At 68.5% G+C, this 25,026-nt stretch carries 23 protein-coding genes; 2 read left to right on the plus strand and 21 right to left on the minus strand.

The features are described 5' to 3' along the window. Positions 1 to 50: 50 nt before the first annotated feature. From ACAM26_RS11000 to ACAM26_RS11010, 3 genes are all read right to left on the minus strand, one after another. A complete protein-coding gene (locus tag ACAM26_RS11000) occupies positions 51 to 1,811 on the minus strand; it encodes a SufS family cysteine desulfurase (RefSeq protein WP_369613654.1) in 1,761 nt (586 codons plus the stop codon). 215 nt (positions 1,812 to 2,026) lie between these two features. Next, positions 2,027 to 3,025 (minus strand): MDR family oxidoreductase, encoded by a 999-nt coding sequence (locus tag ACAM26_RS11005; RefSeq protein WP_123143197.1) that lies wholly within the window; start codon positions 3,023 to 3,025, stop codon positions 2,027 to 2,029. Positions 3,026 to 3,065: 40 nt separating this feature from the next. Next, positions 3,066 to 6,266 carry an EAL domain-containing protein gene (locus tag ACAM26_RS11010; RefSeq protein WP_369613655.1) on the minus strand — a complete coding sequence of 1,067 codons (3,201 nt, stop codon included), beginning with the start codon at positions 6,264 to 6,266 and terminating at the stop codon, positions 3,066 to 3,068. Positions 6,267 to 6,621: 355 nt separating this feature from the next. Here ACAM26_RS11010 and ACAM26_RS11015 point away from each other — a divergent pair, with 355 nt between their 5' ends. After that, the gene (locus ACAM26_RS11015) at positions 6,622 to 6,963 is read left to right on the plus strand and encodes a hypothetical protein (protein WP_369613656.1); all 342 of its coding nucleotides are present in this window, start codon (positions 6,622 to 6,624) and stop codon (positions 6,961 to 6,963) included. A 16-nt stretch (positions 6,964 to 6,979) separates the two neighbouring features. Here the strand turns inward: ACAM26_RS11015 and serS are convergent, their stop codons facing one another. From serS to rpoE, 18 genes are all read right to left on the minus strand, one after another. Continuing rightward, the gene (gene serS / locus ACAM26_RS11020; RefSeq protein WP_369613657.1) at positions 6,980 to 8,254 is read right to left on the minus strand and encodes a serine--tRNA ligase; all 1,275 of its coding nucleotides are present in this window, start codon (positions 8,252 to 8,254) and stop codon (positions 6,980 to 6,982) included. Between the two features lie 16 nt (positions 8,255 to 8,270). Beyond that, a complete protein-coding gene (locus ACAM26_RS11025) occupies positions 8,271 to 8,576 on the minus strand; it encodes a DUF190 domain-containing protein (protein WP_123140912.1) in 306 nt (101 codons plus the stop codon). Further along, positions 8,573 to 8,947, minus strand: coding sequence for a fluoride efflux transporter CrcB (gene crcB, locus ACAM26_RS11030; RefSeq protein ID WP_190287942.1), 375 nt, complete (start codon positions 8,945 to 8,947; stop codon positions 8,573 to 8,575). The genes ACAM26_RS11025 and crcB overlap by 4 nt, the downstream gene beginning before the upstream one ends. A 653-nt stretch (positions 8,948 to 9,600) precedes the next feature. Beyond that, positions 9,601 to 10,182: a class I SAM-dependent methyltransferase gene (locus ACAM26_RS11035; RefSeq protein ID WP_123143200.1), complete on the minus strand. Its 582-nt coding sequence runs from the start codon at positions 10,180 to 10,182 to the stop codon at positions 9,601 to 9,603. A gap of 18 nt (positions 10,183 to 10,200) precedes the next feature. Next, positions 10,201 to 10,866 (minus strand): endonuclease III domain-containing protein, encoded by a 666-nt coding sequence (locus ACAM26_RS11040; protein WP_369613658.1) that lies wholly within the window; start codon positions 10,864 to 10,866, stop codon positions 10,201 to 10,203. Then, positions 10,860 to 12,095: a sugar phosphate nucleotidyltransferase gene (locus ACAM26_RS11045; RefSeq protein ID WP_369613659.1), complete on the minus strand. Its 1,236-nt coding sequence runs from the start codon at positions 12,093 to 12,095 to the stop codon at positions 10,860 to 10,862. Before ACAM26_RS11045 ends, ACAM26_RS11040 begins: the two co-directional genes overlap by 7 nt. A 148-nt stretch (positions 12,096 to 12,243) precedes the next feature. Beyond that, complete coding sequence (gene pdxJ / locus ACAM26_RS11050) at positions 12,244 to 12,990, minus strand: pyridoxine 5'-phosphate synthase (RefSeq protein WP_200189290.1); 747 nt, start codon at positions 12,988 to 12,990, stop codon at positions 12,244 to 12,246. Positions 12,991 to 13,052: 62 nt separating this feature from the next. After that, on the minus strand, positions 13,053 to 13,790 hold the full coding sequence (recO, locus tag ACAM26_RS11055; protein ID WP_369613660.1) for a DNA repair protein RecO: 738 nt from the start codon (positions 13,788 to 13,790) through the stop codon (positions 13,053 to 13,055). Between the two features lie 9 nt (positions 13,791 to 13,799). Then, positions 13,800 to 14,702 (minus strand): GTPase Era, encoded by a 903-nt coding sequence (gene era, locus ACAM26_RS11060; protein ID WP_369613661.1) that lies wholly within the window; start codon positions 14,700 to 14,702, stop codon positions 13,800 to 13,802. Beyond that, complete coding sequence (rnc, locus tag ACAM26_RS11065) at positions 14,695 to 15,372, minus strand: ribonuclease III (protein WP_369613662.1); 678 nt, start codon at positions 15,370 to 15,372, stop codon at positions 14,695 to 14,697. The genes era and rnc overlap by 8 nt, the downstream gene beginning before the upstream one ends. Further along, a complete protein-coding gene (locus tag ACAM26_RS11070; RefSeq protein WP_123143206.1) occupies positions 15,369 to 15,764 on the minus strand; it encodes a DUF4845 domain-containing protein in 396 nt (131 codons plus the stop codon). Before ACAM26_RS11070 ends, rnc begins: the two co-directional genes overlap by 4 nt. Positions 15,765 to 15,774: 10 nt before the next feature. Next, positions 15,775 to 16,593, minus strand: coding sequence for a signal peptidase I (lepB, locus tag ACAM26_RS11075; RefSeq protein ID WP_369613663.1), 819 nt, complete (start codon positions 16,591 to 16,593; stop codon positions 15,775 to 15,777). A gap of 142 nt (positions 16,594 to 16,735) precedes the next feature. Beyond that, positions 16,736 to 18,538 carry a translation elongation factor 4 gene (gene lepA / locus ACAM26_RS11080; RefSeq protein ID WP_123141031.1) on the minus strand — a complete coding sequence of 601 codons (1,803 nt, stop codon included), beginning with the start codon at positions 18,536 to 18,538 and terminating at the stop codon, positions 16,736 to 16,738. 218 nt (positions 18,539 to 18,756) lie between these two features. Further along, on the minus strand, positions 18,757 to 20,178 hold the full coding sequence (locus ACAM26_RS11085; RefSeq protein ID WP_123141032.1) for a DegQ family serine endoprotease: 1,422 nt from the start codon (positions 20,176 to 20,178) through the stop codon (positions 18,757 to 18,759). Between the two features lie 87 nt (positions 20,179 to 20,265). Continuing rightward, positions 20,266 to 20,736, minus strand: coding sequence for a SoxR reducing system RseC family protein (locus ACAM26_RS11090; protein ID WP_123141033.1), 471 nt, complete (start codon positions 20,734 to 20,736; stop codon positions 20,266 to 20,268). A 3-nt stretch (positions 20,737 to 20,739) separates the two neighbouring features. Beyond that, positions 20,740 to 21,615 carry a MucB/RseB C-terminal domain-containing protein gene (locus ACAM26_RS11095; RefSeq protein ID WP_223806149.1) on the minus strand — a complete coding sequence of 292 codons (876 nt, stop codon included), beginning with the start codon at positions 21,613 to 21,615 and terminating at the stop codon, positions 20,740 to 20,742. Between the two features lie 82 nt (positions 21,616 to 21,697). After that, the gene (locus tag ACAM26_RS11100) at positions 21,698 to 22,258 is read right to left on the minus strand and encodes a sigma-E factor negative regulatory protein (protein ID WP_165913505.1); all 561 of its coding nucleotides are present in this window, start codon (positions 22,256 to 22,258) and stop codon (positions 21,698 to 21,700) included. A gap of 132 nt (positions 22,259 to 22,390) precedes the next feature. Further along, on the minus strand, positions 22,391 to 22,969 hold the full coding sequence (rpoE, locus tag ACAM26_RS11105; protein ID WP_062274792.1) for an RNA polymerase sigma factor RpoE: 579 nt from the start codon (positions 22,967 to 22,969) through the stop codon (positions 22,391 to 22,393). Positions 22,970 to 23,325: 356 nt separating this feature from the next. On the opposite strand from rpoE, the gene nadB reads away from it, so the two are divergent. Further along, complete coding sequence (nadB, locus tag ACAM26_RS11110; RefSeq protein WP_123141036.1) at positions 23,326 to 24,954, plus strand: L-aspartate oxidase; 1,629 nt, start codon at positions 23,326 to 23,328, stop codon at positions 24,952 to 24,954. Positions 24,955 to 25,026 lie beyond the last annotated feature (72 nt).

A 25,026-nucleotide genomic window follows, 5' to 3' on the forward strand; every position in this document is an offset into this window, starting at 1 on the left:
CCCACCCTCCCCCGGCACGGGGCCGTCCGGCCCCGTGCCAACGCATTCGCTCAGGCGTCCGCCGCGACCTGACGCGCGGCCACCTGACGCAGTCGCTGCACCATCGCCTCGAGTCCGTTGCGCCGGTTCATGCTGAGATGCCCGTCGAGCCCGAGCCGGGCGAAGAAGGCGCGGGCGTCGAAGTCGAGGATGTCGCGCGCGCGCTGCCCGGAGTAGAGCTGCTGGAGCAGTGCGATCAGCCCGCGCACCAGCTCGGCGTCGCTGTCGGCGAGGAACTCGACGCGCTCGGGGTCGTCGGGCATGGCGCGGGCGGCGATATAGACCTGGCTCTGACACCCCTGTACATGCGTCGCGGCGTTCTGCATCGACGCGGGCAGGTGCGGCAGCCGACCGCCGAGGTCGATGATGTATTCGTGCCGGGTCGGCCAGTCGGGCAGCAGCTCGAAGTCGTCGGCGATCTGCGCGGCGGCGGCGGCGGGCGACTCGGCGCTCGGCCCCGGGTAGTCGAGCGCGGTCTCGGCGACGGGCGCGACCCGTGCCTGACGCGCGCGCATCTCGTCAGCGATCTCGGTCAGCGCATCGGCCAGGGTGTCGATCTCCTCCAGGGTGTTGTAGACCCCGAAGGAGGCGCGCACCGTGGCCGCCACGCCGAGCCGGTCCATCAGCGGCTGGCAGCAGTGGTGGCCGGTGCGCACGCAGATGCCGCGCAGGTCGAGCGCGGTGCCGAGGTCGAGGCTGGAGATCGCCGGCGCCTCCATCACCCAGGAGGTGACGCAGCTGCGCCGCTGCGCCCGGCCCTTGAGCGCGAGCCCGGGGATGGCCTCCAGACGCTCGGTGGCATGACGCAGCAGCCACTGCTCGTGGGCGCTGATGCGCTCGAAGCCGACCGACTCGATCCAGTCGATCGCCGCGCCCAGCCCCACCGCGCCGGAGATGTTGGGCGTGCCGGCCTCGAAGCGGGTCGGCGGCGCGGCATAGCGGGTGGCCTCGAAGCTGACCTGCTCGATCATGTCGCCGCCGCCCTGGTAGGGCGGCATCGCCTCGAGCAGCGCGCGCTTGGCATAGAGCACGCCGATCCCGGTCGGGCCGTAGAGCTTGTGGCCGGAGAAGGCGTAGAAGTCGACATCGAGCGCGCGCACGTCGGTGCGCCCGTGGGCGACCCACTGGGCGCCGTCGACCAGCACCAGGGCACCGTGCGCGTGGGCCAGCTCGATGATCTCGCGCACCGGGTTGACGGTACCGAGGGCGTTGGAGACCTGGTTGACCCCGACCAACCGGGTGCGCGGCGAGAGCAGCCGACGATAGGCGTCGAGGTCGATGTCGCCGGCATCGTCGATGGGGATGACGCGGATACGCGCCCCGGTCTGCTCGGCGACCATCTGCCAGGGGACGATGTTGGAGTGGTGTTCGAGGTTGGAGAGCAGGATCTCGTCGCCGGGGCCAAGGTTGGCGCGCCCCCAGGTGGCGGCGACCAGGTTGATCGCCTCGGTGGTGCCGCGGGTGAACACGCACTCGGCGGGTTCGGCGGCGTTGAGGAAGCGCGCCACCGCCGCGCGGGCGTGCTCGTAGAGCCGGGTGGCGTGCTGCGAGAGGCGGTAATTGCCGCGATGGATGTTGGCGTGGGCGCTACGGTGATAATCGCTGACCGCCGCGATCACCGCCTGCGGCTGCTGGGTCGAGGCGGCGCTGTCGAGATAGACCAGCGGGCGACCATCGACCTGGGTGGAGAGGATGGGGAACTGGGCGCGCAGCGCGGCGACGTCGAGGGTCGCGTCATCGCTGCGCGGAGCCGGTGCGGCTTGAGCGTTCATGGCTGAATTCATTGGTTTAAGGCGATGCACGATTCTATCGCGGCGGCGCCCGGTGCGGTCGGCCGGATGCGTCTGCGACAGTGCGGCAGGCACTCGGGTGGCACACGGCGCGCGTCCCTGGGCGGCGTGGTCGATTCGGTCGACGGGGCGCGCTCCGCGCGCCCCCATTGGGTAGGGAGATGGGTCCGCCGCGGGCGAGATGCCAGTGGCGCGGCTCAGTCGGCCTCGGGGATGCGCACCACGGTGCGACCGCGGACCCGTCCGGCGAGGATCTCCTCGGCGGCCTGGGGCAGTTGCGCGAAGTCGACCTCGCGGGTCATGGTCTCGAGCCGGTCGAGATCGAGATCGCGCGCCAGCCGCGACCAGGCGCGCTCGCGCAGCGCGTGCGGGGCCATCACCGAGTCGATGCCGTAGAGGGTGACGCCGCGCAGGATGAAGGGCGCGACCGTGGTCGGCAGCTCCATCGCATCGGCCAGCCCGCAGGCGGCCACCGCGCTGGCGCGCTGCATGCGACTGAGCACGTTGGCCAGGGTGAGCCCGCCGGCGACATCGATCGCCGCCGCCCAACGCTCGGATTCGAGCGGGCGCGGGGGCTGGGTGAACTCGGCGCGATCGAGGATCTCGGTGGCGCCGAGCTCGCGCAGATAGTCCGCCTCGTGCGGGCGCCCGGTGACCGCGGTGACCCGATGACCGAGCCGTCCCAGCAGCGCCACGGCGATGCTGCCGACACCGCCGGCGGCGCCGGTCACCAGCACCTCGCCGGCGCCCGGTTCGAGTCCGTGCGACTCCAGCGCCAGCACCGCGAGCATCGCGGTGTAGCCGGCGGTGCCGATGGCCATCGCCTGGCGGCTGGTCAGCCCCTCGGGCAACGCCACCAGCCAGTCGCCCGGCACCCGGGCGCGTCCGGCATAGCCGCCGGAGTGCTTCTCCCCCACCCCGTAGCCGTTGAGCACCACGCGATCGCCGGGGCGGAAGCGCGGATCGCCCGACTCCACCACCCGACCGGCGAAATCGATGCCGGGGATCAGCGGGAAGCGCCGCACGATCGGCGAGCGTCCGGTGAGCGCCAGCCCGTCCTTGTAGTTGAGCGTCGAGTACTCGACCGCGACGGTGACATTGCCCTCCATCAGGTCGGCCTCGGTCAGCCGGGTGAACTCGAGCTGCTGGGCGCCGTCGCGACGGTCGATCCGATAGGCGCTGAAGGTGGTCGTCATGTGGCGATCTCCTGTGCGTTGGGAGTGAGGGGTGGAGACGTCAGCCCGCCGTCGGGACCAGGGCGCGCTGGGGTGAGCGACGAGGACCTCGCGCACGCTGCTGGTCCTCGAGCATGCGCGTCAGGGTATTGGCCGAGACCGGGCGGCTGATCAGATAGCCCTGGATCAGGTCGCAGCCCTCGGCGGTGAGGATACGTTGTTGGCGAAGGTCCTCGACGCCCTCGGCGACGGTGCCGATATCGAGATTGCGCGCCATCGACAGGATGGCGCGTACGATCGCGCGGCTGCGTCCGTCGGTGGCGAGGTCGTTGATGAAGCTGCGATCGATCTTGATGAAGTCGACCGGGAAATGGGTGAGATAGCTGAGGCTGGAATAACCGGTGCCGAAGTCGTCGAGCGAGATGCCGATACCGAGGGCACGCAGTCGCTCCAGCTCGGCCAGGGCGCGCTCCGGGTCTTGCAGCAGCACCCGCTCGATCAGCTCGATATGGAGCAGGCGCGCGGGGATGTCGTAGCGTTCGAGCAGGTCGGCGATGGTCTCGGCCAGCCCGCCGGCGGTGATCTGCGGCTCGGAGACATTGACCGAGACGCGGATCTCGGGCAGCCCGGCGTCGCGCCACAGCCGCATCTGGCGCAGCACCGCCTCGATCACCCAGCGCCCCACCGGCACCACCAGATCGCTGCTCTCGATGATGTCGATGAAGACCCCGGGCATCACCAGCTGACCGCCACGCTGCCAGCGCAGCAGCGCCTCGGCGGCGTGGATGCCGTTCTGCTGCGGCTCGACCAGCGGCTGATAATGGACGACGAACTGCTCCTCGGCCAGGGCAATGCGCAGCGCCTCCTCGAGCGCCAGGCGCTCGACCGCCGCGGCGGTGATTTCGGGGCGGTAGAAGGCGATCGAGCGCCGCCCGCTGCGCTTGGCCGAGAGCAGCGCCGAGGCGGCATTGCGCAGCAGCTCGGCGGCATTCTCGCCGTCGCCGGGATAGAGCGCGCCGCCGGCCGAGGCGCTGAGGGTGAGCTGACCGTGACCGGCGATCTCGATCGGCTGACAGCAGATGGCGAGATAGTGCGCGGCGAACGCCGAGGCGGCGGAGATCTCGCCCTCGATCTCGGTGAGGATGACGAAGGTGTCGTCGCTCAGCCGCGCCACCAGATCGCCCGGCCCGGTCGACTCGCTCAGCCGCTCGCCGAGCACGCAGAGCACGGTGTCGGCGACGTTGTGACCGTAGCTGGCGATGACGTCGTTGTAGCGATCGATATCGACATAGAAGACCCCGAGGCGCTGACGATGGATGGTCGCCAGGTCGACGGCCTGGGCCAGGCGCTGCTTCAGCAGCCGGGCGTTGGGCAGGCCGGTGAGGGGGTCGTGGTTGCTGAGATACTCGATCTCCTCGGCCGAGCGGTAGCGCTCGGTGATGTCGCTGAAGATGGCGACATAGTTGACCACCTGACCGTGGTGGTTGCGGATGGCGTTGATACTCATCCACTGCGGATAGAGCTCGCCGTTGCTGCGCCGGTTCCACAGCTCGCCCTGCCAGCGCCCCTGCTCGAGCAGCGCGCGCCACAGCTGACGATAGAAGTCCTGACCCTGACGACCGGACTTGAGCAGTCGCGGGTTGCGACCACGCACCTGCTCCGGGGTGTAACCGGTGATCTCGGTGAAGGCGGGATTGACCGCGACGATCTCGCCGTCGGCATCGGTGACGATGATGCCCTCGGCGGTGTTCTCGAACACCGCGTTGGTCAGGCGCAGGATGTCCTCGCGCCGGCGCTGCTCGCTGAGATCGCGGATGATCGCCACGCGCAGCCGTCCGCTCTCGAGCTCGATGCGCCGGGTGCGCACCTCGGCCGGGAAGGTCGAGCCGTCGCGCCGCCGGTGCAGCCACTCGAAACGGGCGCTGCCGTGCTCGGCGAGAAACCCCAGCACCTCGGCGTTGCTGTCGGCCGAGCGACGCCCGTCGGCCTGGAACTCGGGCGAGAGCGCGCCGGGATGGACATCGGTCAGCTCGGCGGCGCTGTCATAGCCGAACAGCCGCGCCGCGGCCGGATTGGCCAGACAGCTCAGGTCGGCGCCGTCGATCACCCACATCGCCTCCTCGGCGCCCTCGAACAGGGCGCGGTAGCGCGCCTCGCTCTGGCGCAGCGCCTCCTGGGCGCGACGATCCTCGGTGATGTCGAGCACCGAGCCGAACACCCGCAACGGCTCGCCACGATCCCCCGGCACGATCCGGATGCGCTGGCGCACCCAGCGCACCCCGGCGTCCGGGCGCACCACGCGATGCTCGACGTCCTCGGTGGCAATACCGCACCGCGCCGCATCCAGTACCCGGGCGACGCGGCCACGGTCCTCGTCATGGACCCGTTCGAGCAGCCCCTGCTCGCTGGCGACGAAGGTCCCGGGATCGACCCCGAGGATGGCCAGCAGCTGCGCCGACCAGAACACCCGACCGGTGGCGAGGTCGAGTTCCCAGCTGCCCAGCGCAGTGATTGCCTGCGCCTCGCTCAGCAGCGTCTGGGTGCGATACAGGGCGCTGAGATCGCGCCCGCAGCCCATCACCCCGAGCAGCTCTCCGTCGGGACCGTGATAGGGGGTCTTGAGGACGTCGAAGAGCAGGCGCTGGCCGCGCGCGTCGCTGTACCAGAAGTCGAAGCGGCGCGCGCGCTTCTGTTCGAGCACCAGTCGATCATCGGCGCGCACCCGCGCGGCGACCTCGGGAGGGAAGAGCGCCTCATCATCCTGACCGATGATCTCCGCCGGCTCGCGACCGACCAGCGCGCCGAGCGCGCGGTTACAACCGAGATAACGCCCGTTCTCATCCTTGAAGAAGATCAGGTCGGGCGAGTTGTCGAGCACGCTGCCGAGCTGCCCCTGGGTGAGCGCCAGTGCCTGCTCGGTCAGCCGATATGCGGAGACATCGCGATGGGCGACCAGCACCTGCCGCTCGGCCTCCTCGCCATCGTTCAGCAGACGGGCGCCGAGACTCAGCCAGCGGGTCTCGCCCTCGAGCGGCAAGACGTATTCGAGCGAGAAGTCGGCGCGCCGCCCCTGGCAGACCTCACGGACCCCCTGGCGCGCCTGATCGAGCACCTGGCCAGGCCCCTCCGGCACCGCCCAGACACCGAGCGGCAGGGTCGCGCGCTGCTGACGGTTGCTGTAGAGCACCCGCCCCTCGGGATCGATCACCGCGATCGCACACTCGAGGGCATCGAGACATGCCCAGGCATCGATCGACTTCATGGACGGCTCGGGATGGCGGGACAACGGAGACTGGAACCTTTTCTCATCGTGCTCGGTTAGGGGGCGAGACAGACATGCGACGGGCGGAGGGAGGGGTCGCGACCGAGCATGCGCCACGGCTCCGTCTCCCTGACCCTTGGGCGATCAGCATAGAACAACATCCGTGCCCACGTGCCCCACCCCGGGGCGACTCATCGGAACCCGCATTCTGACGGGCGCAAGGGCATTGATCAAATGGGGCGTCCCCACCCGAGCAGTACATCATCGACGAACCTCGGGGACAGCCGGCGACGCCGCCGCTATGCTTGACGACACCTGCCGAACACGCGCCGGTCGCAACCGGCCGGAGCCCGTCATGCATCAGCACGCACGCGCCGTCTGCGGCGCCGGACCTGTCGTTCTCGTCCTGGTCGCAAGCCTCGTCGGCTGCGCCACCGCCACCCGCCATGTCACCGACTGGGGCAGCATCACCCTGGCGCCGGGCGACACCGGCACCTGTACCTCCAACCCCTGCGCGGTCTATCTGCAGCTGCCGCCCGGCGAGGGCCGCTACCGGGTCACCGCCAATCAGGTCGATCTCGGCGACTACCCGGCGGGCGCACTCGCCGCGCTCGGGCACTTCTACGACAGCAAGGCGCTGGAGATCGTCGGCGCCGGGGTGGCGCGCGCCTACGTCTATATCCCGCAGACGCGCTGAGGCGGCGCGCCCGGACTCAGCCGAGCACCTCGAGACCGCCCATGTAGGGGCGCAGCACCTCGGGCACGGTCACCCGACCGTCGGCGAGCTGGTAGTTCTCGAGCACCGCCACCAGGGTGCGACCGATCGCCAGCCCGGAGCCGTTGAGGGTGTGCAGCAGCTCGGGCTTGCCGGTCTCGGGGTTGCGCCAGCGTGCACGCAGTCGCCGCGCCTGGAAGTCGCCGAAGTTGCTGCACGAGGAGATCTCGCGATAGGCCTGCTGACCCGGCAGCCACACCTCCAGGTCGTAGGTCTTGCGCGAGGAGAAGCCGAGATCGCCGGTGCACAGGGTCACCACCCGATAGGCCAGCCCCAGCCGTTGCAGGATCGACTCGGCGTGCCCGGTGAGGGCCTCGAGCGCGGCGAAGGACTCGGCCTCGGGCACCGCCTGCACCAGCTCGACCTTCTCGAACTGGTGCTGACGGATCATCCCGCGGGTGTCCTTGCCGTAGGAACCGGCCTCGCTGCGGAAGCAGGGGGTGTGGGCGACCCAGCGGCGCGGCAGCTCATCGGCCTCGAAGATGCAGTCGCGCGCCAGATTGGTCACCGGCACCTCGGCGGTCGGGATCAGATAGAGATCGCGCTCGCCGGGAACCTTGAACAGATCCTCCTCGAACTTGGGCAGTTGACCGGTGCCGTAGAGGCTGTCGGCGTTGACCAGATAGGGGACATAGGTCTCGGTGTAGCCGTGCTCGGTGGTGTGCACGTCGAGCATGAACTGGATCAGCGCGCGATGCAGCCGCGCCATCGGCCCGGACAGGGTGACGAAGCGCGAGCCGGTCACCTTGGCGGCGAGATCGAAGTCCATCCAGCCGTTGCGCGCGCCCAGGTCGACGTGATCGAGCGGGGTGAAGTCGAAGCTCGGCACCTCGCCCCAGCGCCGCTCCTCGCGGTTGTCGGCCTCGTCGCGCCCGTCCGGCACGCTGTCGTCGGGCAGGTTCGGCAGCCCCAGCGCGATCGACTCGATCTCGCCCTGGCACTCGGTCAGCGCCTGCTCGGCGGCCTTGAGCCGATCACCCAGGTCGGCGACCTCGGCGAGCAGCGGCTGAATATCCTCACCCGCGGCCTTGGCCTTGCCGATCGACTTGGAGCGGGTGTTGCGCTCGGTCTGCAGCGTCTGGGCCTCGACCTGCAGCCGCTTGCGCTCTTGTTCGAGCTGCTCGAAACGGGCAGTGTCCAGGGTCACGCCGCGACGGGCGAGCAGCTCGGCGACGCGCGCGAGATCGTTGCGCAACAGTCGTGGGTCTAGCATGTAGTCTCCTTGGGTCTCAGGACTCGACGGTGACCGGCCAGGACACGATGTGCCCCGGTTTCACCTGATTACGGATTCGGGCGATCGCCGCACGGGCACGTTCGGGGGCATCGAAGAACTCCACCACCAGCGGCAGATCGAGCGACAGATCGATCAGCGAGGCGGCGTGGGCGCGCCCCGAGGGACCATAGCCCTCGATCGCGCGCAGCACCGTCACCCCGCGCACCCCCAGCTCGTCGCGCAGGGCGTGCACCAGGGGTTTGAGCTCATGATCGGACTCGGCGAGATAGACCCGCACCATGATCGCTTCGTTCTGACTCACAGTGACCTCCCCAGGGCGATGCCCGCCCAGCACAGCAACACGCAGACCCCGACGCTCGCGCCCACGTTCAGGGTGGCGCGCAACAGCGCCCCCTGCTCGATCAGGTTCAGGGTCTCGATCGAGAAGGTCGAGAAGGTCGTCAAGGCCCCCAGAAACCCGACCAGCACGGCGCCGCGCCACTCGGCCGCCACCGCCAGCCGCTCGGTGAGCAGCACGAACAGCAGCCCCATGAGGAAGGAGCCGATGACGTTCACCGCCAGGGTGCCCCAGGGGAAGTCACGCCCCAGCACCCGGTAGACGCCGGTCGAGATCCAGAAGCGCGACAACGCCCCGAGCGCGCCGCCCCCGGCGATCGCCACAAGTTGCAACACGGTATCTTCCCGCCAAAAGGGATAAGTCTACTATGGACGTCCGGGCCTTTGCCCGGGCGAACGCCCCGCCCACCCTGGCCACTGCCGCACATCCGAAGCGCACACACAGCGGACACCGATCGCACCGACTTGATATTATCGGGCCACGGCAATACCACTGCCCGCAGCGACCTCGACTCAGACTGCTGAGCAAAAAAATATCACCGACCCTCAACGCCGCTGACGCAACCTTCTGATAAAAAAGACATAAAAATCAAAAGCGTCAATGTCAGCCAGCGAGAAAACAGGGCATACATCGGTGCAAGGCATCTATTTTTCGCCACTCAAGAGCTTCGGCAGAAAAGACCAAGCGCTTGATTCAAAATGCTTTTTAGGGAATTTGCGGCCGCAATGCTCAATCCATTACAACAAGGATTGAAACGCAGGGATCGCTGCCGGGTAGAGATGGGCGAGCACGGCCGCAATGCTCAACCCATACAACAAGGATTGAAACCTTGGATGCGCCAAACGCTGTTTTGTTGCGATGAGAGGGTGAGGAACGGGCAACTCAACCTGCGAGATGACATAGCGATTTAGGTTGGGTTGCTGTTTTTCAGCAACCCAACATCGGTCGATGGCGTCAACAGCGATCAGATCGATCTCAATGCATCGAGTCAGCAGTGTTCGAGCAATACGCTGAAATCCCCCGCCAGATAACCCTCACGCACCCTCATGGTCGCATTCAAGGTATCAGCGAGCTGTTGGATCTCGGTGGGTCGGCGGCAATTGTAGATGAGCGAGGTGTCGCGGCCCTTGAGCAGGTTGAACACGAAACCGCGACGGCTGGCGGCGAGACAGTTGCGGATGAAGCTCTGGGTCTCATCCCAGGTGAGGATGTTCATGGCGCCGCTGCAGACGTAGTAATCGGCCTCGGGCAGCGGATCCTGGAGCACGTCGCACTGGCGGATCTCGCAGCCGGTGCGCGCGCGCGCCGTCTCGATCATCGGCGCCATCACGTCGAGACCGAGATAGCGCCCCGGCGTCTGGTCGCGCTCGCGCAGATAGACGAGGAAGTCGCCGAAACCACAGCCGGCATCGGCCAGCTCGACGCTGGAGAGGTCCTCGGGCAGCAACTCGCGCAGCACCCGGAAACGTACCCGCTGGGTCTCCTCGGAGATCCACTGCACCCCTTCGGCATTGGTGCCGTGGGTCTTGAGTGCGTCATCGTAGAAGGTGTGGTTATCGACTCGCGGCATGGTCTCGCAATCCTCGTCTCAGCTCACCTGGGTCGGTATCGATGACGGACAGCACGCCCGCAGCGCACACCCCGCACAGACCGGCCTGGTCCGGCAGGCATGCTTGGCGTGCGCCACGATCAGCGCATGATACTCCTGCAACAGCGCGACATCGTCCGGCAGCGCCCGCTCGAACCAGCGGCGGATGGTCTCGTAGTCCTCGTCACCGCCGAGCAACCCGAGCCGCGAGAACAGTCGCCGGGTATAGGCATCGACCACGAACACCGGGCGCGCGAAGGCATAGAGCAGGATGTCGTCGGCGGTCTCCGGGCCGATGCCGGGGGTCGCCAGCAGCCACTCGCGCAGCCTCGGGGTGGCGAGCGCGGCGAGCGGCTCGAGACCGCCAGCGGCATGATAGCGCTTGCAGAATCCCTGCAGGCGTCGGGTCTTGACCCTGTAGTAGCCGCTGGGCCGCAGCAGCTCGGCCAGCCGCGCCGGATCGAGCGCGAGCAGCGCCTCGGCGTTCAACGCCGTCTCGGCGCGGACCTGGTCGAGCGCGCGCTCGACGTTACGCCAGCTGGTGTTCTGGGTGAGGATGGCGCCGACCATGACCTCGAACGGGGTCTCGGCCGGCCACCATCCCTGGGGGCCATGGGCCGCGAGCAGGGTCCGATAGACCGTCTGCGGCGTGGCCGCCGCTACCACTCGACGTCCCTGGACACCACCACGATGCCCTCTTCCGAGACATCGAAACGCTCGCGATCGCGTTCGGGATCGATGCCGACCTGCTCGCCCGGCGGCACCACCACGCCCTTCTCGACGATGCAGTTGCGCAGATGGGCCTCGGCGCCGACCTCGACGCCGTCGAACAGGATCGCCTCCTCGACGATGGCGCTGTCACCGACGCGCACGCAGGGGAACAGCATCGAGTGATTGACCCCACCGCCGCTGATCACGGTGCCGGCGGCGAGCATCGAGTTGACGAACACCCCCTCGTTGCCGCTGCGCGCGCCGGGCACGGTACGCGCCGGCGGATACTGCCCCTGGGCGGTGCGGATGTTCCAGTTGTCCTGGTAGAGATCGAGCGGCGGCTGCGGGCGCAACAGCGCCATGTTGGCGCGATAGTAGGCATCGACCGAGGAGAGATCGCACCAGTAGCGATCCGGAGTGACGCGCCCGCGCTCCTGACCGAAGCGATAGGCGCGCACCCGGTGGCTCTGGGTGAGATGGGCGAGCACGTCCTTGGCGAGATGACGATCCGGGGGCAGCGGGCCGACCTCGGCATCGGCGCTCTCGCGGCGAGCGAAGGCATCGAACAGCCAGCCGCGATCGAAGACATAGACGCCCATGGTCTCGAAGGCACGCTCGCCGGTGATCTCACCGGCGCGCTCGGCCGGCAGGATGCGCACGATGCGGTCGTGCTCGTCGAGTTCGACGCGGGCCTGGGTCTGCGAGGGCGGCGCGCCGGGATCGACCTCGCGCACCGCCACCGTGACCTCGGCGCGGGCGTCGACATGGGCGTGCACCATCTCGCTGTAGTCCATGCGATAGACGGCGCTGCCATCGAGCGCGAGGACCTGGCGCGCGCGGTTGCGCTCGATCAGGTTGCGATTCTGGCGGATCGCGTCGAAGGGCCCGGCGTACCAGTGCTTGCCATCGCGCATCTGCGCCGGCACCGGGATGATGAACTCGCCGAGTTCGGGGTTGTAGATCGACCAGCCATCGCGCAGGTGTTTGTGCAATGAGTGACTCTTGTACTGCGTGATCACCAGGACCTGACGCAGCCCGGAGTGCAGACAGTTGGCCAGCGCGAAGTCGATCACCCGGAACTTGCCACCGAAGGGAACGGCCGCCTTCGGGCGATGACGGGTCAGAGGCGCGGGGCCCACCCCGCGATCGATGGCAAGCAAAAAGATCAGGGTATCTGCGGACATGGCTCTTGGCTTTGGCTGACGGGAGTATTTTCCCGCGGCACAGTCTAGCCCGCAGATCGAGGTCGGGGAACGACGTCGGGCATGTTCCGATCGAAAGGGTCATGTCGATCGGGCACGCCGAGCGCCCTCCCCCGACGGCGCATGCCTCTCAGCGACGGCTGCCCACGGCGATCTGTGCACGCATGTCGCGCACCGCGCGATCGAGTCCGGAGAAGAGCGCGCGGGCGATGATCGCATGACCGATGTTGAGCTCGGTGATGCCGGGGATGGCGGCGATCGGCTTGACGTTGTCGTAGTCGAGCCCGTGTCCGGCATTGACCTGCAGGCCCAGCGACAGACCGTGATCGACGGCGCGCTCGATGCGCGCCAGCGCCTCGGCGCGGGTCTCGCGCGTCTGCGCATCGGCATAGTGGCCGGTATGCAGCTCGACGACCGGGGCGCCGATGGCGCGCGCCGCGTCGAGCTGTGCCGGCTCGGGGTCGACGAACAGCGACACCCGCACCCCGGCCTCGGCCAGACGGGCGCAGAAATCGGTGAGATGGGCCTGATTGGCGATCAGGTCGAGTCCGCCCTCGGTGGTCAGCTCCTCGCGTCGCTCGGGGACCAGACAGCAATCGTGCGGGCGCAGCCGGGCGGCGATCTCGCCCATCTCGGCGGTGGCGGCCATCTCCAGGTTCATCCGCGTCTGCAGGATGCCGCGCAGCAGCTCGACGTCGCGGTCCTGGATGTGACGACGGTCCTCGCGCAGGTGCAGGGTGATGGCGTCGGCCCCGGCCTGCTCGGCGACCAGCGCCGCCTGGATCGGCTCGGGGTAGCGGGTGCCGCGCGCCTGGCGCACGGTGGCGACGTGATCGATGTTGACGCCCAGCAGCACCTCGTTGGCATGCGTGCTCAAGGGATTTCTCCTCGCTTCGTACGGTCGGGAAGGCGGCGCCATGACCGGCGTCGCCACTCAATCTAGTGTGGGGATGAACGCTCGCGCCCGCCATACCACTGCTGGAACAGCGCGCGGGTGCGCAACGGACGTTCGCCGAGATGCGGGGCGAGCATGGCGCGCAGCAGCGCCCGCGCCTCGCGCGCGCGTTCGGCGTCGGCCGGCGCGGCGTCGGCGGCGAGCGCCTGCAGGGTGGCGCCACGGCAGCACAGTCGCGGGTCATCGGTGGCGGTGGCCGCGCGCAGCCCCTGCTCGGGCTCGAAGACATAGTCGGCGGTGGCGCGCACCGGCCGACCGGTGGCGGTCTCGACATCGAGCGCGAGGCCATACCCCAGGGCATCGAGCAGGCGCAGCTCGAAGCGGCGCAGCACCGGCTCGAGGTCGTCCCCCGCGGCCAGTGCCGCGAGCGCGACCTGGTAGTCGTCGAGCAGCGCATCGTGCGGGTCCTCGCGACCGAGCAGACGCAACAGCAGCTCGTTGACATAGAAACCGCAGAGCAGCGCCCGACCGGCGAGCGCATAGGGTCGGCCCACGGCCTCGACCCGGGTCAGGGTGCGCACCTCGCCGCGCCCGCCGAGTTCCAGCCACAGCGGCTGGAAGGGCTGGAGCAGCGCGGCGCGTCCGCCCGAGCGCGCGCGCCGCGCGCCGCGGGCGACCGCGGGCAGCCGCCCGCGACCGACACAGAACAGCTCGACCAGCAGGCTGGTGTCGCGATAGTCGTGCCGGTGCAGGACGAAGCCGTGACAGGCGCTGGCGCTCACCGCCGCCGATCAGTCCTCGCTGTAACCGAGCCGCGCGAGCGCGGCCTCGTCGCTCGACCAGCTCTTCTTGATCTTCACCCAGACCTCGAGATGGACCGGGCAGTCGAAGAGCTTCTGCATCTCCAGACGCGCCTGGGTGGCGGTGGCCTTGAGCGACTCGCCCTGCTTGCCGATGATGATCGCCTTCTGTCCCGGGCGCTCGACCCAGATCAGGGCGTTGATCATATAGCGCCCGTCGACCGCCTCGAAGCGCTCGATCTCGACCGTGGTGCGATACGGCAGCTCCTCGCCATAGCGCTGGGTGAGCTGTTCGCGCAGCAGCTCGGCGGCGAAGAAGCGCTCCGAGCGGTCGGTGAGCTGGTCCTCGGGGAAGATCGGCTCGCCCTCGGGGAGCGCGGCGAGCACCGCCTGCTCCAGCGCCTCGACCTGACTGCCGCGCGCCGCCGAGACCGGGAACAGCTCGCGGAAGGCGTGACGCTCGCCCAGGGTCTGGAGGAAGGGCAGCAGCGCCTCCTTGTCCTCGACCCGGTCGACCTTGTTGATCACCGCGATGCACTCGACCCCGGCGCGGGCGACGGCGGCGAGCGCCTGCTCGTCCTCCTCGGTCCAGCGCAGCGCCTCGACCACGAACAGGATCAGGTCGGTGTCGGCGAGCGCGGCGCGCGCGGTACGGTTGAGATAGCGGTTGAGCGCACTCTCGCCGCGACGATGGATGCCCGGGGTGTCGACGAACAGGATCTGTCCCTCGGCGCGGGTCTTGACCCCGAGGATGGAGTGGCGCGTGGTCTGCGCCTTGTGCGAGGTGATCGCGAGCTTCTGACCGAGGATGCGGTTGAGCAGCGTCGACTTGCCGACGTTGGGGCGCCCGACGATGGCGACGGTGCCGCAGCGACCGGTGATGGCGTCATTCATGTTCGAGGATCTCCAGCATGGCCTCGGCGGCCGCCTGTTCGGCACGGCGCCGGCTGGTGCCGGTGCCTCGGGTGGTCAGATCGGCATCGCCGAGCGCACAGACCACGGTGAAGGATTGTGCATGCTGATCACCCTCGATGGTGATCACCGTATAGCCCGGCAACGGCCGCTTGTGGGCCTGGAGGAACTCCTGCAGCCGGGTCTTGGGGTCCTTGCCGGAACGGTCGATGCTGGTCTGCTCGAGACGCTCGGCGAACAGCTTGGCCACCACGGTATTGGCCACGGCGAAGCCACCGTCGAGATAGACGGCGCCGAGCACCGCCTCCAGGGCATCGGCGAGGATCGAGTCGCGGGCGTGACCGCCGGTGCGCAGCTCCCCCGCCCCCAGGCGCATGTAGTCGCCCAGCTCGATGCCGCGGGCGAGCTTGGCCAGCGACTCGCGCTTGACCAGGCTCGCGCGCAGACGGCTGAGCGTGCCTTCGGCGGCCTCGGGGAAGCGATGGCCGAGCGCCTCGGCGATCAGCAGCCCGATCAGGGCATCGCCGAGGAACTCGAGACGTTCGTTGTTGTTCGGGCCGACGCTGCGGTGCGTCAGGGCCTGTTCGAGCAGTTCGGGGCGGGCGAACTCGTGCCCGAGCACACGGGCCAGCCGTCTGGGGTCTGCATTCACTGAGTGCTGATTTCCACCTGATTGTGGAACGTGAGCACGACATCGACGTTGAAGAACAGATGCGTGCGACGTTCATACTCGAGGACCACGCTGAATCGATCGGCATCGGTCCGCTTGATGACGAACTCCTGCGCCGAGACCGAGGTGATCCCGTTGATGTCGAGATTGCGCATGAGATAGTCGGTGATCTTGCGCGGATTCCTGCCCACCGGCTCGACCGGATCCTCGAGCCCGTCCATCACCGACTGGATGGTCAGGTTCTGCATGTAGATCGGCCCGAGCTTGAGCAGCAGGGTGATGAAGAAGGCCGCCAGCCCGACCAGGATCGTGAAGGAGAGGATCCCGGCCCCAGCTTGCCGGCGGGCGGGCGTCGTGCATCTGCGTGTCGGCATCGCTCGCACCTCAGTCGATTCCGTCGCCGAGTCGCGACCAGGCGATCGGCAGGCCGTCGCGGGCACCGTCCCAGTGCATCCAGATGCCGAACGCCTTGCCGACCAGATTCTCCTCCGGGACGAAGCCCCAGCAGCGACTGTCGTTGCTGTTGTCGCGATTGTCACCCATCACGAAGTACTGCCCCTCCGGCACCTTGACCGAACCGAAGGCGAGCACCCGGCAGCCGGGCGGCAGATCGGGGGCGCGCGAACGGGTGAGGATGCTGTGCTCGACCCCGCCGAGGCTCTCGAGGGCCTCGCGCGCGCCGGTCATCTCTCGCCCGGAGCCGACACCAGTGTAGCGCCCGATCGGCAGCTGGGCCACCGGCTCGCCGTTGAGATAGACGGTCTTGCCGCGATAGCCGATGACGTCGCCGGGCAGCCCGATCACCCGCTTGATGTAGTCGGTCGAGGGGTCGAGCGGGAAGCGGAACACCACCACGTCGCCACGCTCGGGCTCGCCGATGTCGACGAACTTGGCGTTGAGCACCGGCAGACGCAGCCCGTAGGCGTACTTGTTGACCAGGATGAAGTCACCGGTGAGCAGGGTCGGCATCATCGAGTTCGAGGGGATGCGGAAGGGCTCGACCACGAACGAGCGCAGGATCAGCACCGCGAAGATCACCGGGAAGAAGGCGCGCGCATACTCCACCACCACCGGCTCCTTGACCGGGGCGCCACCGGCGGCGGCACGGCGACGCGGGGCAAGCCAGCGCGCGTCGAGCAGCCAGATCGCGCCGGTCACCACGGAGGCCAGCACCAGGAAGGCGGGAAAGTCGAAGTTGGTCATTGCGTCTGCAGGGTCTCTTGGTCCTTAGGGGATGGTCCGTGCCCCGGGGGGCGACAGGCGACGGCGGGCGCGTCCACCCGAACGGGCGAGCGGCGAGTGACGGGCGCCGGGGCCGCGCGCACCGGGCGCGCGGCCGGCGGGCTCAATTATCCTTGCCGACCTGGAGCACGGCAAGGAAGGCCTCCTGCGGGATCTCGACCTTGCCGACCTGCTTCATGCGCCGCTTGCCGGCCTTCTGCTTCTCGAGCAGCTTGCGCTTGCGGGTGGCGTCACCGCCGTAGCACTTGGCGGTGACGTTCTTGCGCAGCGCCTTGACCGTGGTGCGAGCGATGATCTTGGTGCCGATAGCCGCCTGGATGGCGACCTCGAACATCTGCCGCGGAATCAGCTCCTTCATCCGCTCGGTGACCTCGCGCCCACGCGACTGCGACTGCGCGCGATGGACGATCGAGGACAGCGAGTCGACCTTGTCGCCGTTGATCAACACGTCGAGCTTGATCAGGTCGGCGGCCTCGAAGCGCTTGAACTCGTACTCGAAGGAGGCAAAGCCACGGCTGACCGACTTCAGCCGGTCGAAGAAGTCGAGCACCACCTCGCTCAGCGGCAGGTCGTAGGTGACCTGCACTTGGCCGCCGAGATACTGCAGGTTCTTCTGTACCCCGCGCTTCTCGATACAGAGGGTGATGACCGCGCCGAGATAGTCCTGCGGGACGAGGATGTGGGCCTCGATGATCGGCTCGCGGACCTCGGCGATCTGGTTCGGCTCGGGCAGATTGGCGGGGTTGTCGACCTTGATCAGCTCGCCGTCGTTGCGCAGCACCTCGTAGACCACGGTGGGCGCGGTGGTGATGAGGTCGAGGTCGTATTCGCGCTCGAGCCGCTCCTGGATGATCTCCATGTGGAGCATGCCGAGGAAGCCGCAGCGGAAGCCGAAGCCGAGCGCCTGGGAGACCTCGGGCTCGTAGTAGAGCGCGGCGTCGTTGAGGCGCAGCTTGCCGAGCGCCTCGCGCAGGTCCTCGTAGTCGTCGGTGACCACGGTATAGAGCCCGGCGAAGACGCGCGGGCGCATCTCCTTGAAGCCCGGCAGCTTGGCACCGGGGTTGTCGGGATGGGTGATGGTGTCGCCCACCGGCGCGCCGTCGATCTCCTTGATGCCGGCGATGAGGAAGCCGACCTCGCCGGTGGAGAGACACTCGCGGTCGGTCTTCTTCGGGGTGAAGACGCCGACCGCATCGACCTGATGGGTGCGCCCGGTGGACAGCATCTGGATCTTGTCGCGACGACGGATCTCGCCGTTGACCACCCGCACCAGCGAGACCACGCCGACGTAAGGGTCGAACCAGGAGTCGATGATCAGCGCCTGCAGCGGTGCCTCGCGGTCGCCTTCGGGCGGCGGGATGCGCTCGACCAGCGCCTCGAGGAGATCGGGGATGCCGAGACCGGTCTTGGCGCTCACCCGCAGCGCGTCGGTCGCCTCCAGGCCGATGATCTCCTCGATCTCGCCGATCACCCGCTCGGGCTCGGCCGAGGGCAGGTCGATCTTGTTGAGCACCGGCAGCACCTCGAGCCCCTGGTCGATCGCGGTGTAGCAGTTGGCCACGCTCTGCGCCTCGACGCCCTGGGCGGCATCGACCACCAGCAGCGCGCCCTCGCAGGCGGCGAGCGAACGCGACACCTCGTAGGAGAAGTCGACGTGACCGGGGGTATCGATGAAGTTGAGCTGGTAGGTCTCGCCGTCGCGCGCCTGATAGTTCAGGGTGACGCTCTGCGCCTTGATGGTGATGCCGCGCTCGCGCTCGAGGTCCATGGAGTCGAGCACCTGGCTCGACATCTCGCGATCGGTCAGGGCTCCGCTGACCTGGATGAAGCGGTCGGCGATGGTCGACTTGCCGTGATCGATATGGGCGATGATCGAGAAGTTACGGATGTGGGAGAGATCGGTCATCGGGATTGCGTGTGCGCCCAGCGGCTGATGAATGCGAGTGATCGCGATGCCGCCCGGTTGAGGGCGCGGCATCGCGACAGATAGCCGCTCATCTTACCAGAGGCGCGGGGGACGGCGCATCAGGCAGCGGCCAGCCAGCGGCCAGCGGCCAGCGGCCAGCGGCCAGCGGCCAGCGGCCAGCGAAGAGGATAGCCGCGCTGGCCGGGCCGATGCCCGGATCATTCGGGGTCGGGCATGCGGATGGCGAAGAACATCCGCCCGTCGCTGCGTTGCACCAGCACCGCCACCGAGCGCCCCGGCTCGATCCCGGCGAGGATCTGCTCGAAATCGGCGGGGTCGGCGACCGGCTGGCCGTCGAGCATCAGGATGAGGTCGCCGGCGCGCAGCCCGGCGCGCTCGGCCGGGCCGGGTTCGAGGGCCTCGACCATCACCCCGCCCTGCTCGACGCCGAAGTGCTCGCGCTGCTCCGGGGCGATGGCGCGCACCACCAGGCCGATACGGTTGGCCGGGGTCTCATCGAGCGCCGGCGGCGCGGCGAAGGCGTCCTCCTCGGGCAGCTCGGCGATGGTGACCGAGAGGCTGATCCGCTCGCCACGACGCAGCACCCTGAGTTCGGCCTGCTCACCGATCGGCGTCACCCCGACCAGCGGCGGCAAGGCGCTGGAGGTGAGCACGTCCTTGCCGTCGAAGGCGAGGATCACGTCGCCCGGGCGCAACCCGGCCGCCGCCGCCGGGCTGTCGGCCAACACCTCGGCGACCAGCGCGCCGCGCGGCTGCTTGAGGCCGAAGCTCGCGGCCAGTTCGCGGGTGACGTCCTGGATCATCACCCCGAGCCAGCCACGGGTCACGCGCCCCTTGGTCTTGAGCTGTTCGATCACATCCATGGCGACATCGATCGGGATCGCGAACGACAACCCCATGAAACCGCCGGTGCGGCTGTAGATCTGGCTGTTGATGCCGACCACGCGGCCATCGAGATCGAACAGCGGCCCCCCTGAGTTACCGGGATTGATGGCGACATCGGTCTGGATGAAGGGGACATAGTTCTCCGAGGGCAGGTTACGCCCCTTGGCGCTGACGATACCGGCGGTGGCCGAGGACTCGAAGCCGAAGGGCGAGCCGATCGCCAGCACCCATTCACCGACCTGGAGATCCTTGGAGGAACCGATGCGCACCGCCGGCAGGCCCTCGGCGTCGACCTTGAGCAGCGCGATATCGCTGCGCTTGTCGGTGCCGACCAGATCGGCGACGAACTCGCGCCGATCGCTGGTACGCACCACGATCTCGTCGGCGCCCTCGACGACATGCGAGTTGGTCATCACGAAGCCGTCGGAGGAGACGATGAAGCCGGAGCCGAGCGAGCGCGACTCGATGTCGTCGGGCAGCTCGCCCTCCTCGCCGAAGAAGCGATCGAAGAAGTCGCGCAGCGGCCCCTCGTCGGGCAGGTCGGGGATGGTGAAGCCGTGCATCTCGGAGACCGAGGACGTGTGCTGCTTGGTGCTGATGTTGACCACCGAGGGGCCGTTCTCGGCAACCAGGCTGGCGAAGTCCGGCAGGGTACGCCCGACGGCCATCCCCGGCGCCAGGGCGCAGCAGAGCAAGGTGGTCAGAGCGAGCGAGAGACGGGGTTTCGAGCGCATGGTTGCTCCTCAATGATTCATCGGCGCGGCCGGGGCCGCTTGGCTGGCGGGTTCGCGGGCGCCTGGAGCGACGGGCGCAATCAGCCGTCAGGGCTCGAGCAAGGTCACCCGCAGCGGCTCGGCGCCGAGACGACGGATCACCTCCGGCTGGCGTGATGGATCCCGGGCCAGGGCACGACTGTAGCCGCGAAGCCACACCAGTGCGAGAGTAAGACCCAAACCGGCCCCGAGCAACCCCAGCGGATCGGACGCGGCGCCACCGAGTGCGTTTCCCGCCACGGCACCGAGCACCAGCCCCAGGGTCGGCGCCAGATAGGCCGCGAGCGAGAGCCGAAGCACGCCCTGAGCCGAGATCGCCAGGACCACCTCGTCGCCGACCTCGACCCCGATCCGATCACGTGCGCGGACCTCGGCGGCGCGCCGCGAGAACAGCCGCTCGAGCAACGATGTGCCACAGGCGCCACGCGCGGCACAACCGCCACAGACGCTGCGCCGCTGGGTCCGGACGCGAACGTGATCACCGTCGCGGGCGATCACCCGCCCCTGTTCTTCGATCATGGTTCAGTCCTCGGCGTGGCGGCGCACGCCCGCCACCGCCGCTTCCACGGTCGCGACCGGCACCTCGCCGACCGCGGTGATCTGATAACCGGCGCGCCAGGCCCCGGCGGCATGCACGGCACCGATGTTGGTCGCCCCCTCGAGCCCGGGGGTGGCCGTCCGTTCGACATAGATCGAGTAGGCCGAGAGCCGGTCGGTGAACAGGAAGTGCTCGAGCTCGCCGCCGTCGTCCTGTGGGATTCGGTGATGGGTCACCAGCTCGAACCCGGTGGGCTGATCGACGAACCGCCATTGCGGCGGCGGTTCGGTCACCGGCGCCTCGCGCACGCCCTGGGGCGCGGCCTCGGGCTCGGTGCCGTCGTCGGGGTGGAAGGTGACGGTGGCGAACATCAGCTGCTCGAGCGCCTGCTCGGAGCGGTCGATCAGATCGGATTTGAGCGGCAGCGCGGTCGCACGGTCGATATGGAAGCGATAGCCGTATCTCAGCGCATCGCGCGGGATGATGCCGATCACCTCGGTATCGCGTCCGGCCACCCGCCCCCGCCCCAACCGTTCGACACGATAGTGTTCGCCGAGGCGCTCGGGGTCGATGCCGTTGGTGTCGATCAGGCCGCCACCGCCGCCGGCGCTCCGCACCGAGATGCCGTAGCCGTCACGCATGGTGCAGTTGACCCGCCGGGAGTCGCGCGAGAGCGCCCGCACCGGGCCGCTGAGCGCGACCAGACGCTCCTGGGTGTGACCGGCGGCGACACGATGGATCAGGTGCAGGGTCTCGAGCTGGTTGTCATGGAGATAGACCAGGGTGCCCTCGTAGCTGAGCGCGCGCAGCGCCTCGGACATCCGGTCGAGCAACTCGGCGACCGGCGCATCGGAGCGCATGCGCGCCTGCTCTCCCGACGCCCCGGCCAGGGGCGTGCTCAGACACAGCAGGAGCAGGCAGACCCGACCGGTCGACCGGGGACTAGCGAGGCGATTCATAACCGACGAAGGTCGCATAAGGCAGCATGCCCTTGGCCCCGCTGGCGGAGGCCGTGTCTTGATGAGTGACCAGGAACAGATCGAGCTTGTTGGCGAGATCCGGGCGATCGATGCCCCAGCGCCCGTCGCCGACGGTGACCACCGCAGGCGGCGGTGCCTGATGCTGCGCCGTGGCCGGGAAGCCGCCCTCGAGCCGGTCGCCGCCCTGGAGAAACAGCGGCGGCACCGCGAACACCGCGACGAAGGCCGCGGCGGCGGCCAGCGCCATCCCCGCTGCCGGCGCCAGCGCGCGGCGCGGCTGGAAGCGATGGCGCTGATGGAACACCAGGGCGTCGGCCACCACCTGCTCACGCACCGCATCGGCCACCCCGGCGCACGACGGATCGAGTCGCTCGCCGCGGATGGCGTGACCGATCATCTGGTAGCGCGCCCAGGTCTGGCGCAACGCGTCATCGTGCGCCAGCGTGTCGAGCAGGCGCCCGGCGCTGGCGGAGTCGAGTTCGCCGTCTTGGAGTTCGGAAAGTCGTTGTCTTAGCTCGGTCATTGGTTCACGCCTGCGCTGGGTTCTGTCGCTGTCTCGGCCTTGCACCCGAGGTTCACGCGTCATCGCGCGAGCCGAGCGCTGGGCCACCCAAGGCCCGAACGGACATGCCGCACGGGCGGTTGACGCCCATATTCAGGGCTTGAGCAACGGACGCAATCGCTTGTCGATCGCGTCACGCGCCCGAAAGATGCGCGAGCGCACGGTGCCGATCGGGCACTCCATGGCATTGGCGATCTCCTCATAGCTCATGCCCTCGAACTCCCGCAGCATGATCGCCGTGCGCAGGTCATCGGGCAGGTCGTCGAGCGCGGCCTGGACCGTGCGCGCGATCTCGTCGCCGAGCAGCTCACGCTCGGGCGTGGCGCCATCGCGCAACCGCCCGCCGCCCTCCATCTGCTCGGCCACCTCGGCCTCGACATCGCCACCCGGCGGGCGCCGCCCCTGGGCGACGAGATGATTCTTGACGGTGTTGACGGCGATCCGGTAGAGCCAGGTGTAGAAGGCGCTCTCTCCGCGAAACCCCGGCAAGGCGCGATAGGCCTTGAGGAAGGACTCCTGGGCGACATCCATCACCTCCGCTGGGTCGCGCAGATAGCGCGAGATCAGGTTGGAGATCTTCTGCTGGTACTTCAGCACCAAGAGGTCGAAGGCGCGTTTGTCACCGGCCTGGGCGCGCTCGACCAGCTCCTGATCGGCCTGACGCTCAGACATGGGTCACGACCGCCGGTCCCCCGACCATCGGCTCCGTTGGCATGGACAGCTCCCCGGTTAGGAAGTTCTTCGGACAGGGCCGCAAAAATCCGACCCCGACCGTGCGAATCAAAGCATGCAATCCTGACCGGAATCGCTCGAAGCGGCAAGTCCGTGCAACGCTCACGGCCCCATCGATCGGTCGCCGCCATCGTCACGACACGGCAGTGGCACGGCGTGCGGACTGGATTTCCCGACCCCGGCGGCATAAAAATGAAGGCTGCCCCGCGCCGCGGCGTGGAGACGACTCCGGCCCCGAGCACCTCCCGAGACCGGCGTTGAACCATCCCTGTTCCCTATTGCAGCGAGTCCCGACCATGCCAGCAACCGTTCATCGTCATGACGTCCTCATCCTCGGCAGTGGTGCCGCGGGGCTCAGTCTCGCGCTGCGACTCGATCCCGATCTCTCGGTCGCGGTGGTCTCCAAGCGCGAGCTGGTCGAGGGCAGCACCCTCTACGCCCAGGGCGGCATCTCGGCGGTGCTCGACGAGCACGATTCGATCGAGTCGCACGTCCAGGACACCCTCAAGGCCGGCGCCCATCTGTGCGATCGCGAGATGGTGCGAATGGTCGTCGAGCGCGGCCCCGACAACATCCGCTGGCTGCTCGACCAGGGTGTCGAGTTCACCCGCGACGAGGCCTATCAGAGCACCGGCGGCTACCACCTCACCCGCGAGGGCGGGCACTCGCACCGGCGCGTGGTCCACGCCGCCGACGCCACCGGGCGCGCGGTGGCGACCACGCTCGAGGCGCAGGTGCGCGAGCGCGCCAACGTCTCGCTCTACGAGCAGCACATCGCCGTCGACCTGATCACCACCAAACACCTGCCGGGCAGCCGCGATCATCGCTGTCTCGGCGCCTACATCCTCGATCTCGGCAACGGCCAGGTCGAGACCTTCATGGCCCGTTTCGTGGTGCTCGCCACCGGCGGGGCCAACAAGGTCTATCTCTACACCAGCAACCCCGACGTCTCCACCGGCGACGGCATCGCCATGGCCTGGCGCGCCGGGTGTCGGGTGGCGAACATGGAGTTCATGCAGTTCCACCCGACCTGTCTCTATCACCCCGAGGCGCGTTCCTACCTGATCACCGAGGCGCTGCGTGGCGAGGGCGCACGGCTGCTGCTGCCCGACGGCGAGCGCTTCATGCCGCGCTTCGACGAGCGCGCCGAACTCGCCCCGCGCGATATCGTCGCGCGCGCCATCGACCACGAGATGAAGCGTCTCGGCGCGCCCTGCGTCTATCTCGACATCTCCCACCGCCCGGCCGAGTTCATCATCGAGCACTTCCCGACCATCCACGCCCGCTGTCTCGAACTGGGGATCGACATCACCCGCGAGCCCATCCCGGTGGTGCCGGCGGCGCACTACACCTGCGGCGGGGTGATGGTCGACAGTCACGCCCGCACCGATCTGCCCGGGCTCTATGCCAGCGGCGAGACCGCCTACACCGGGCTGCACGGGGCCAACCGCATGGCCAGCAACTCGCTGCTCGAATGCCTGGTCTACTCCGAGCGCGCTGCCGAGGACATCGCCCGCCTGGCACCCAAGGTCGAGTTCGCTCCCGACGCGCCGGAGTGGGACGAGAGCCGGGTGACCGAGCCCGACGAGGAGGTGGTGGTCACCCACAACTGGGAGGAGCTGCGCCGCTTCATGTGGGACTATGTCGGCATCGTGCGCACCACCAAGCGGCTGCGTCGCGCCAAGCGCCGCGCCGACCTGCTCGCCCACGAGGTGATCGAGTACTATGCCAACTTCCGGGTGAGCAACGACCTCATCGAGCTGCGCAACCTGCTCGAGGTCTCCGACCTGATCATCCAGTCGGCGCTGCGCCGGCGCGAGAGCCGCGGGCTGCACTACACCCTCGACTTCCCGCGCCGCGACGCCTCGCAGCGCACCCCCACCATCCTCATCCCCGACCGCTACGTGCCGCGCGCCCGTCACTGAAGGATCCGGCGGGCAACACGCCGACCACGGCCGCAAGGGGTCGACCCGAATGCGCCTCGAATCACAGCGAGG

Source organism: Marichromatium sp. PS1 (genome assembly GCF_041155115.1).
Classification (GTDB): Bacteria; Pseudomonadota; Gammaproteobacteria; order Chromatiales; family Chromatiaceae; genus Marichromatium; species Marichromatium gracile.

Bases quoted from the DNA above. Each gene is read 5' to 3' on its own strand.
- ACAM26_RS11000 (WP_369613654.1), bottom strand. From the start codon at position 1,811: ATGAACGCTCAAGCCGCACCGGCTCCGCGCAGCGATGACGCGACCCTC.
- ACAM26_RS11005 (WP_123143197.1), bottom strand. From the start codon at position 3,025: ATGACGACCACCTTCAGCGCCTATCGGATCGACCGTCGCGACGGCGCC.
- ACAM26_RS11010 (WP_369613655.1), bottom strand. From the start codon at position 6,266: ATGAAGTCGATCGATGCCTGGGCATGTCTCGATGCCCTCGAGTGTGCG.
- ACAM26_RS11015 (WP_369613656.1), top strand. From the start codon at position 6,622: ATGCATCAGCACGCACGCGCCGTCTGCGGCGCCGGACCTGTCGTTCTC.
- serS (WP_369613657.1), bottom strand. From the start codon at position 8,254: ATGCTAGACCCACGACTGTTGCGCAACGATCTCGCGCGCGTCGCCGAG.
- ACAM26_RS11035 (WP_123143200.1), bottom strand. From the start codon at position 10,182: ATGCCGCGAGTCGATAACCACACCTTCTACGATGACGCACTCAAGACC.
- ACAM26_RS11045 (WP_369613659.1), bottom strand. From the start codon at position 12,095: ATGTCCGCAGATACCCTGATCTTTTTGCTTGCCATCGATCGCGGGGTG.
- era (WP_369613661.1), bottom strand. From the start codon at position 14,702: ATGAATGACGCCATCACCGGTCGCTGCGGCACCGTCGCCATCGTCGGG.
- ACAM26_RS11070 (WP_123143206.1), bottom strand. From the start codon at position 15,764: ATGCCGACACGCAGATGCACGACGCCCGCCCGCCGGCAAGCTGGGGCC.
- lepB (WP_369613663.1), bottom strand. From the start codon at position 16,593: ATGACCAACTTCGACTTTCCCGCCTTCCTGGTGCTGGCCTCCGTGGTG.
- lepA (WP_123141031.1), bottom strand. From the start codon at position 18,538: ATGACCGATCTCTCCCACATCCGTAACTTCTCGATCATCGCCCATATC.
- ACAM26_RS11085 (WP_123141032.1), bottom strand. From the start codon at position 20,178: ATGCGCTCGAAACCCCGTCTCTCGCTCGCTCTGACCACCTTGCTCTGC.
- ACAM26_RS11090 (WP_123141033.1), bottom strand. From the start codon at position 20,736: ATGATCGAAGAACAGGGGCGGGTGATCGCCCGCGACGGTGATCACGTT.
- ACAM26_RS11095 (WP_223806149.1), bottom strand. From the start codon at position 21,615: ATGCGCTCCGATGCGCCGGTCGCCGAGTTGCTCGACCGGATGTCCGAG.
- ACAM26_RS11100 (WP_165913505.1), bottom strand. From the start codon at position 22,258: ATGACCGAGCTAAGACAACGACTTTCCGAACTCCAAGACGGCGAACTC.
- rpoE (WP_062274792.1), bottom strand. From the start codon at position 22,969: ATGTCTGAGCGTCAGGCCGATCAGGAGCTGGTCGAGCGCGCCCAGGCC.
- nadB (WP_123141036.1), top strand. From the start codon at position 23,326: ATGCCAGCAACCGTTCATCGTCATGACGTCCTCATCCTCGGCAGTGGT.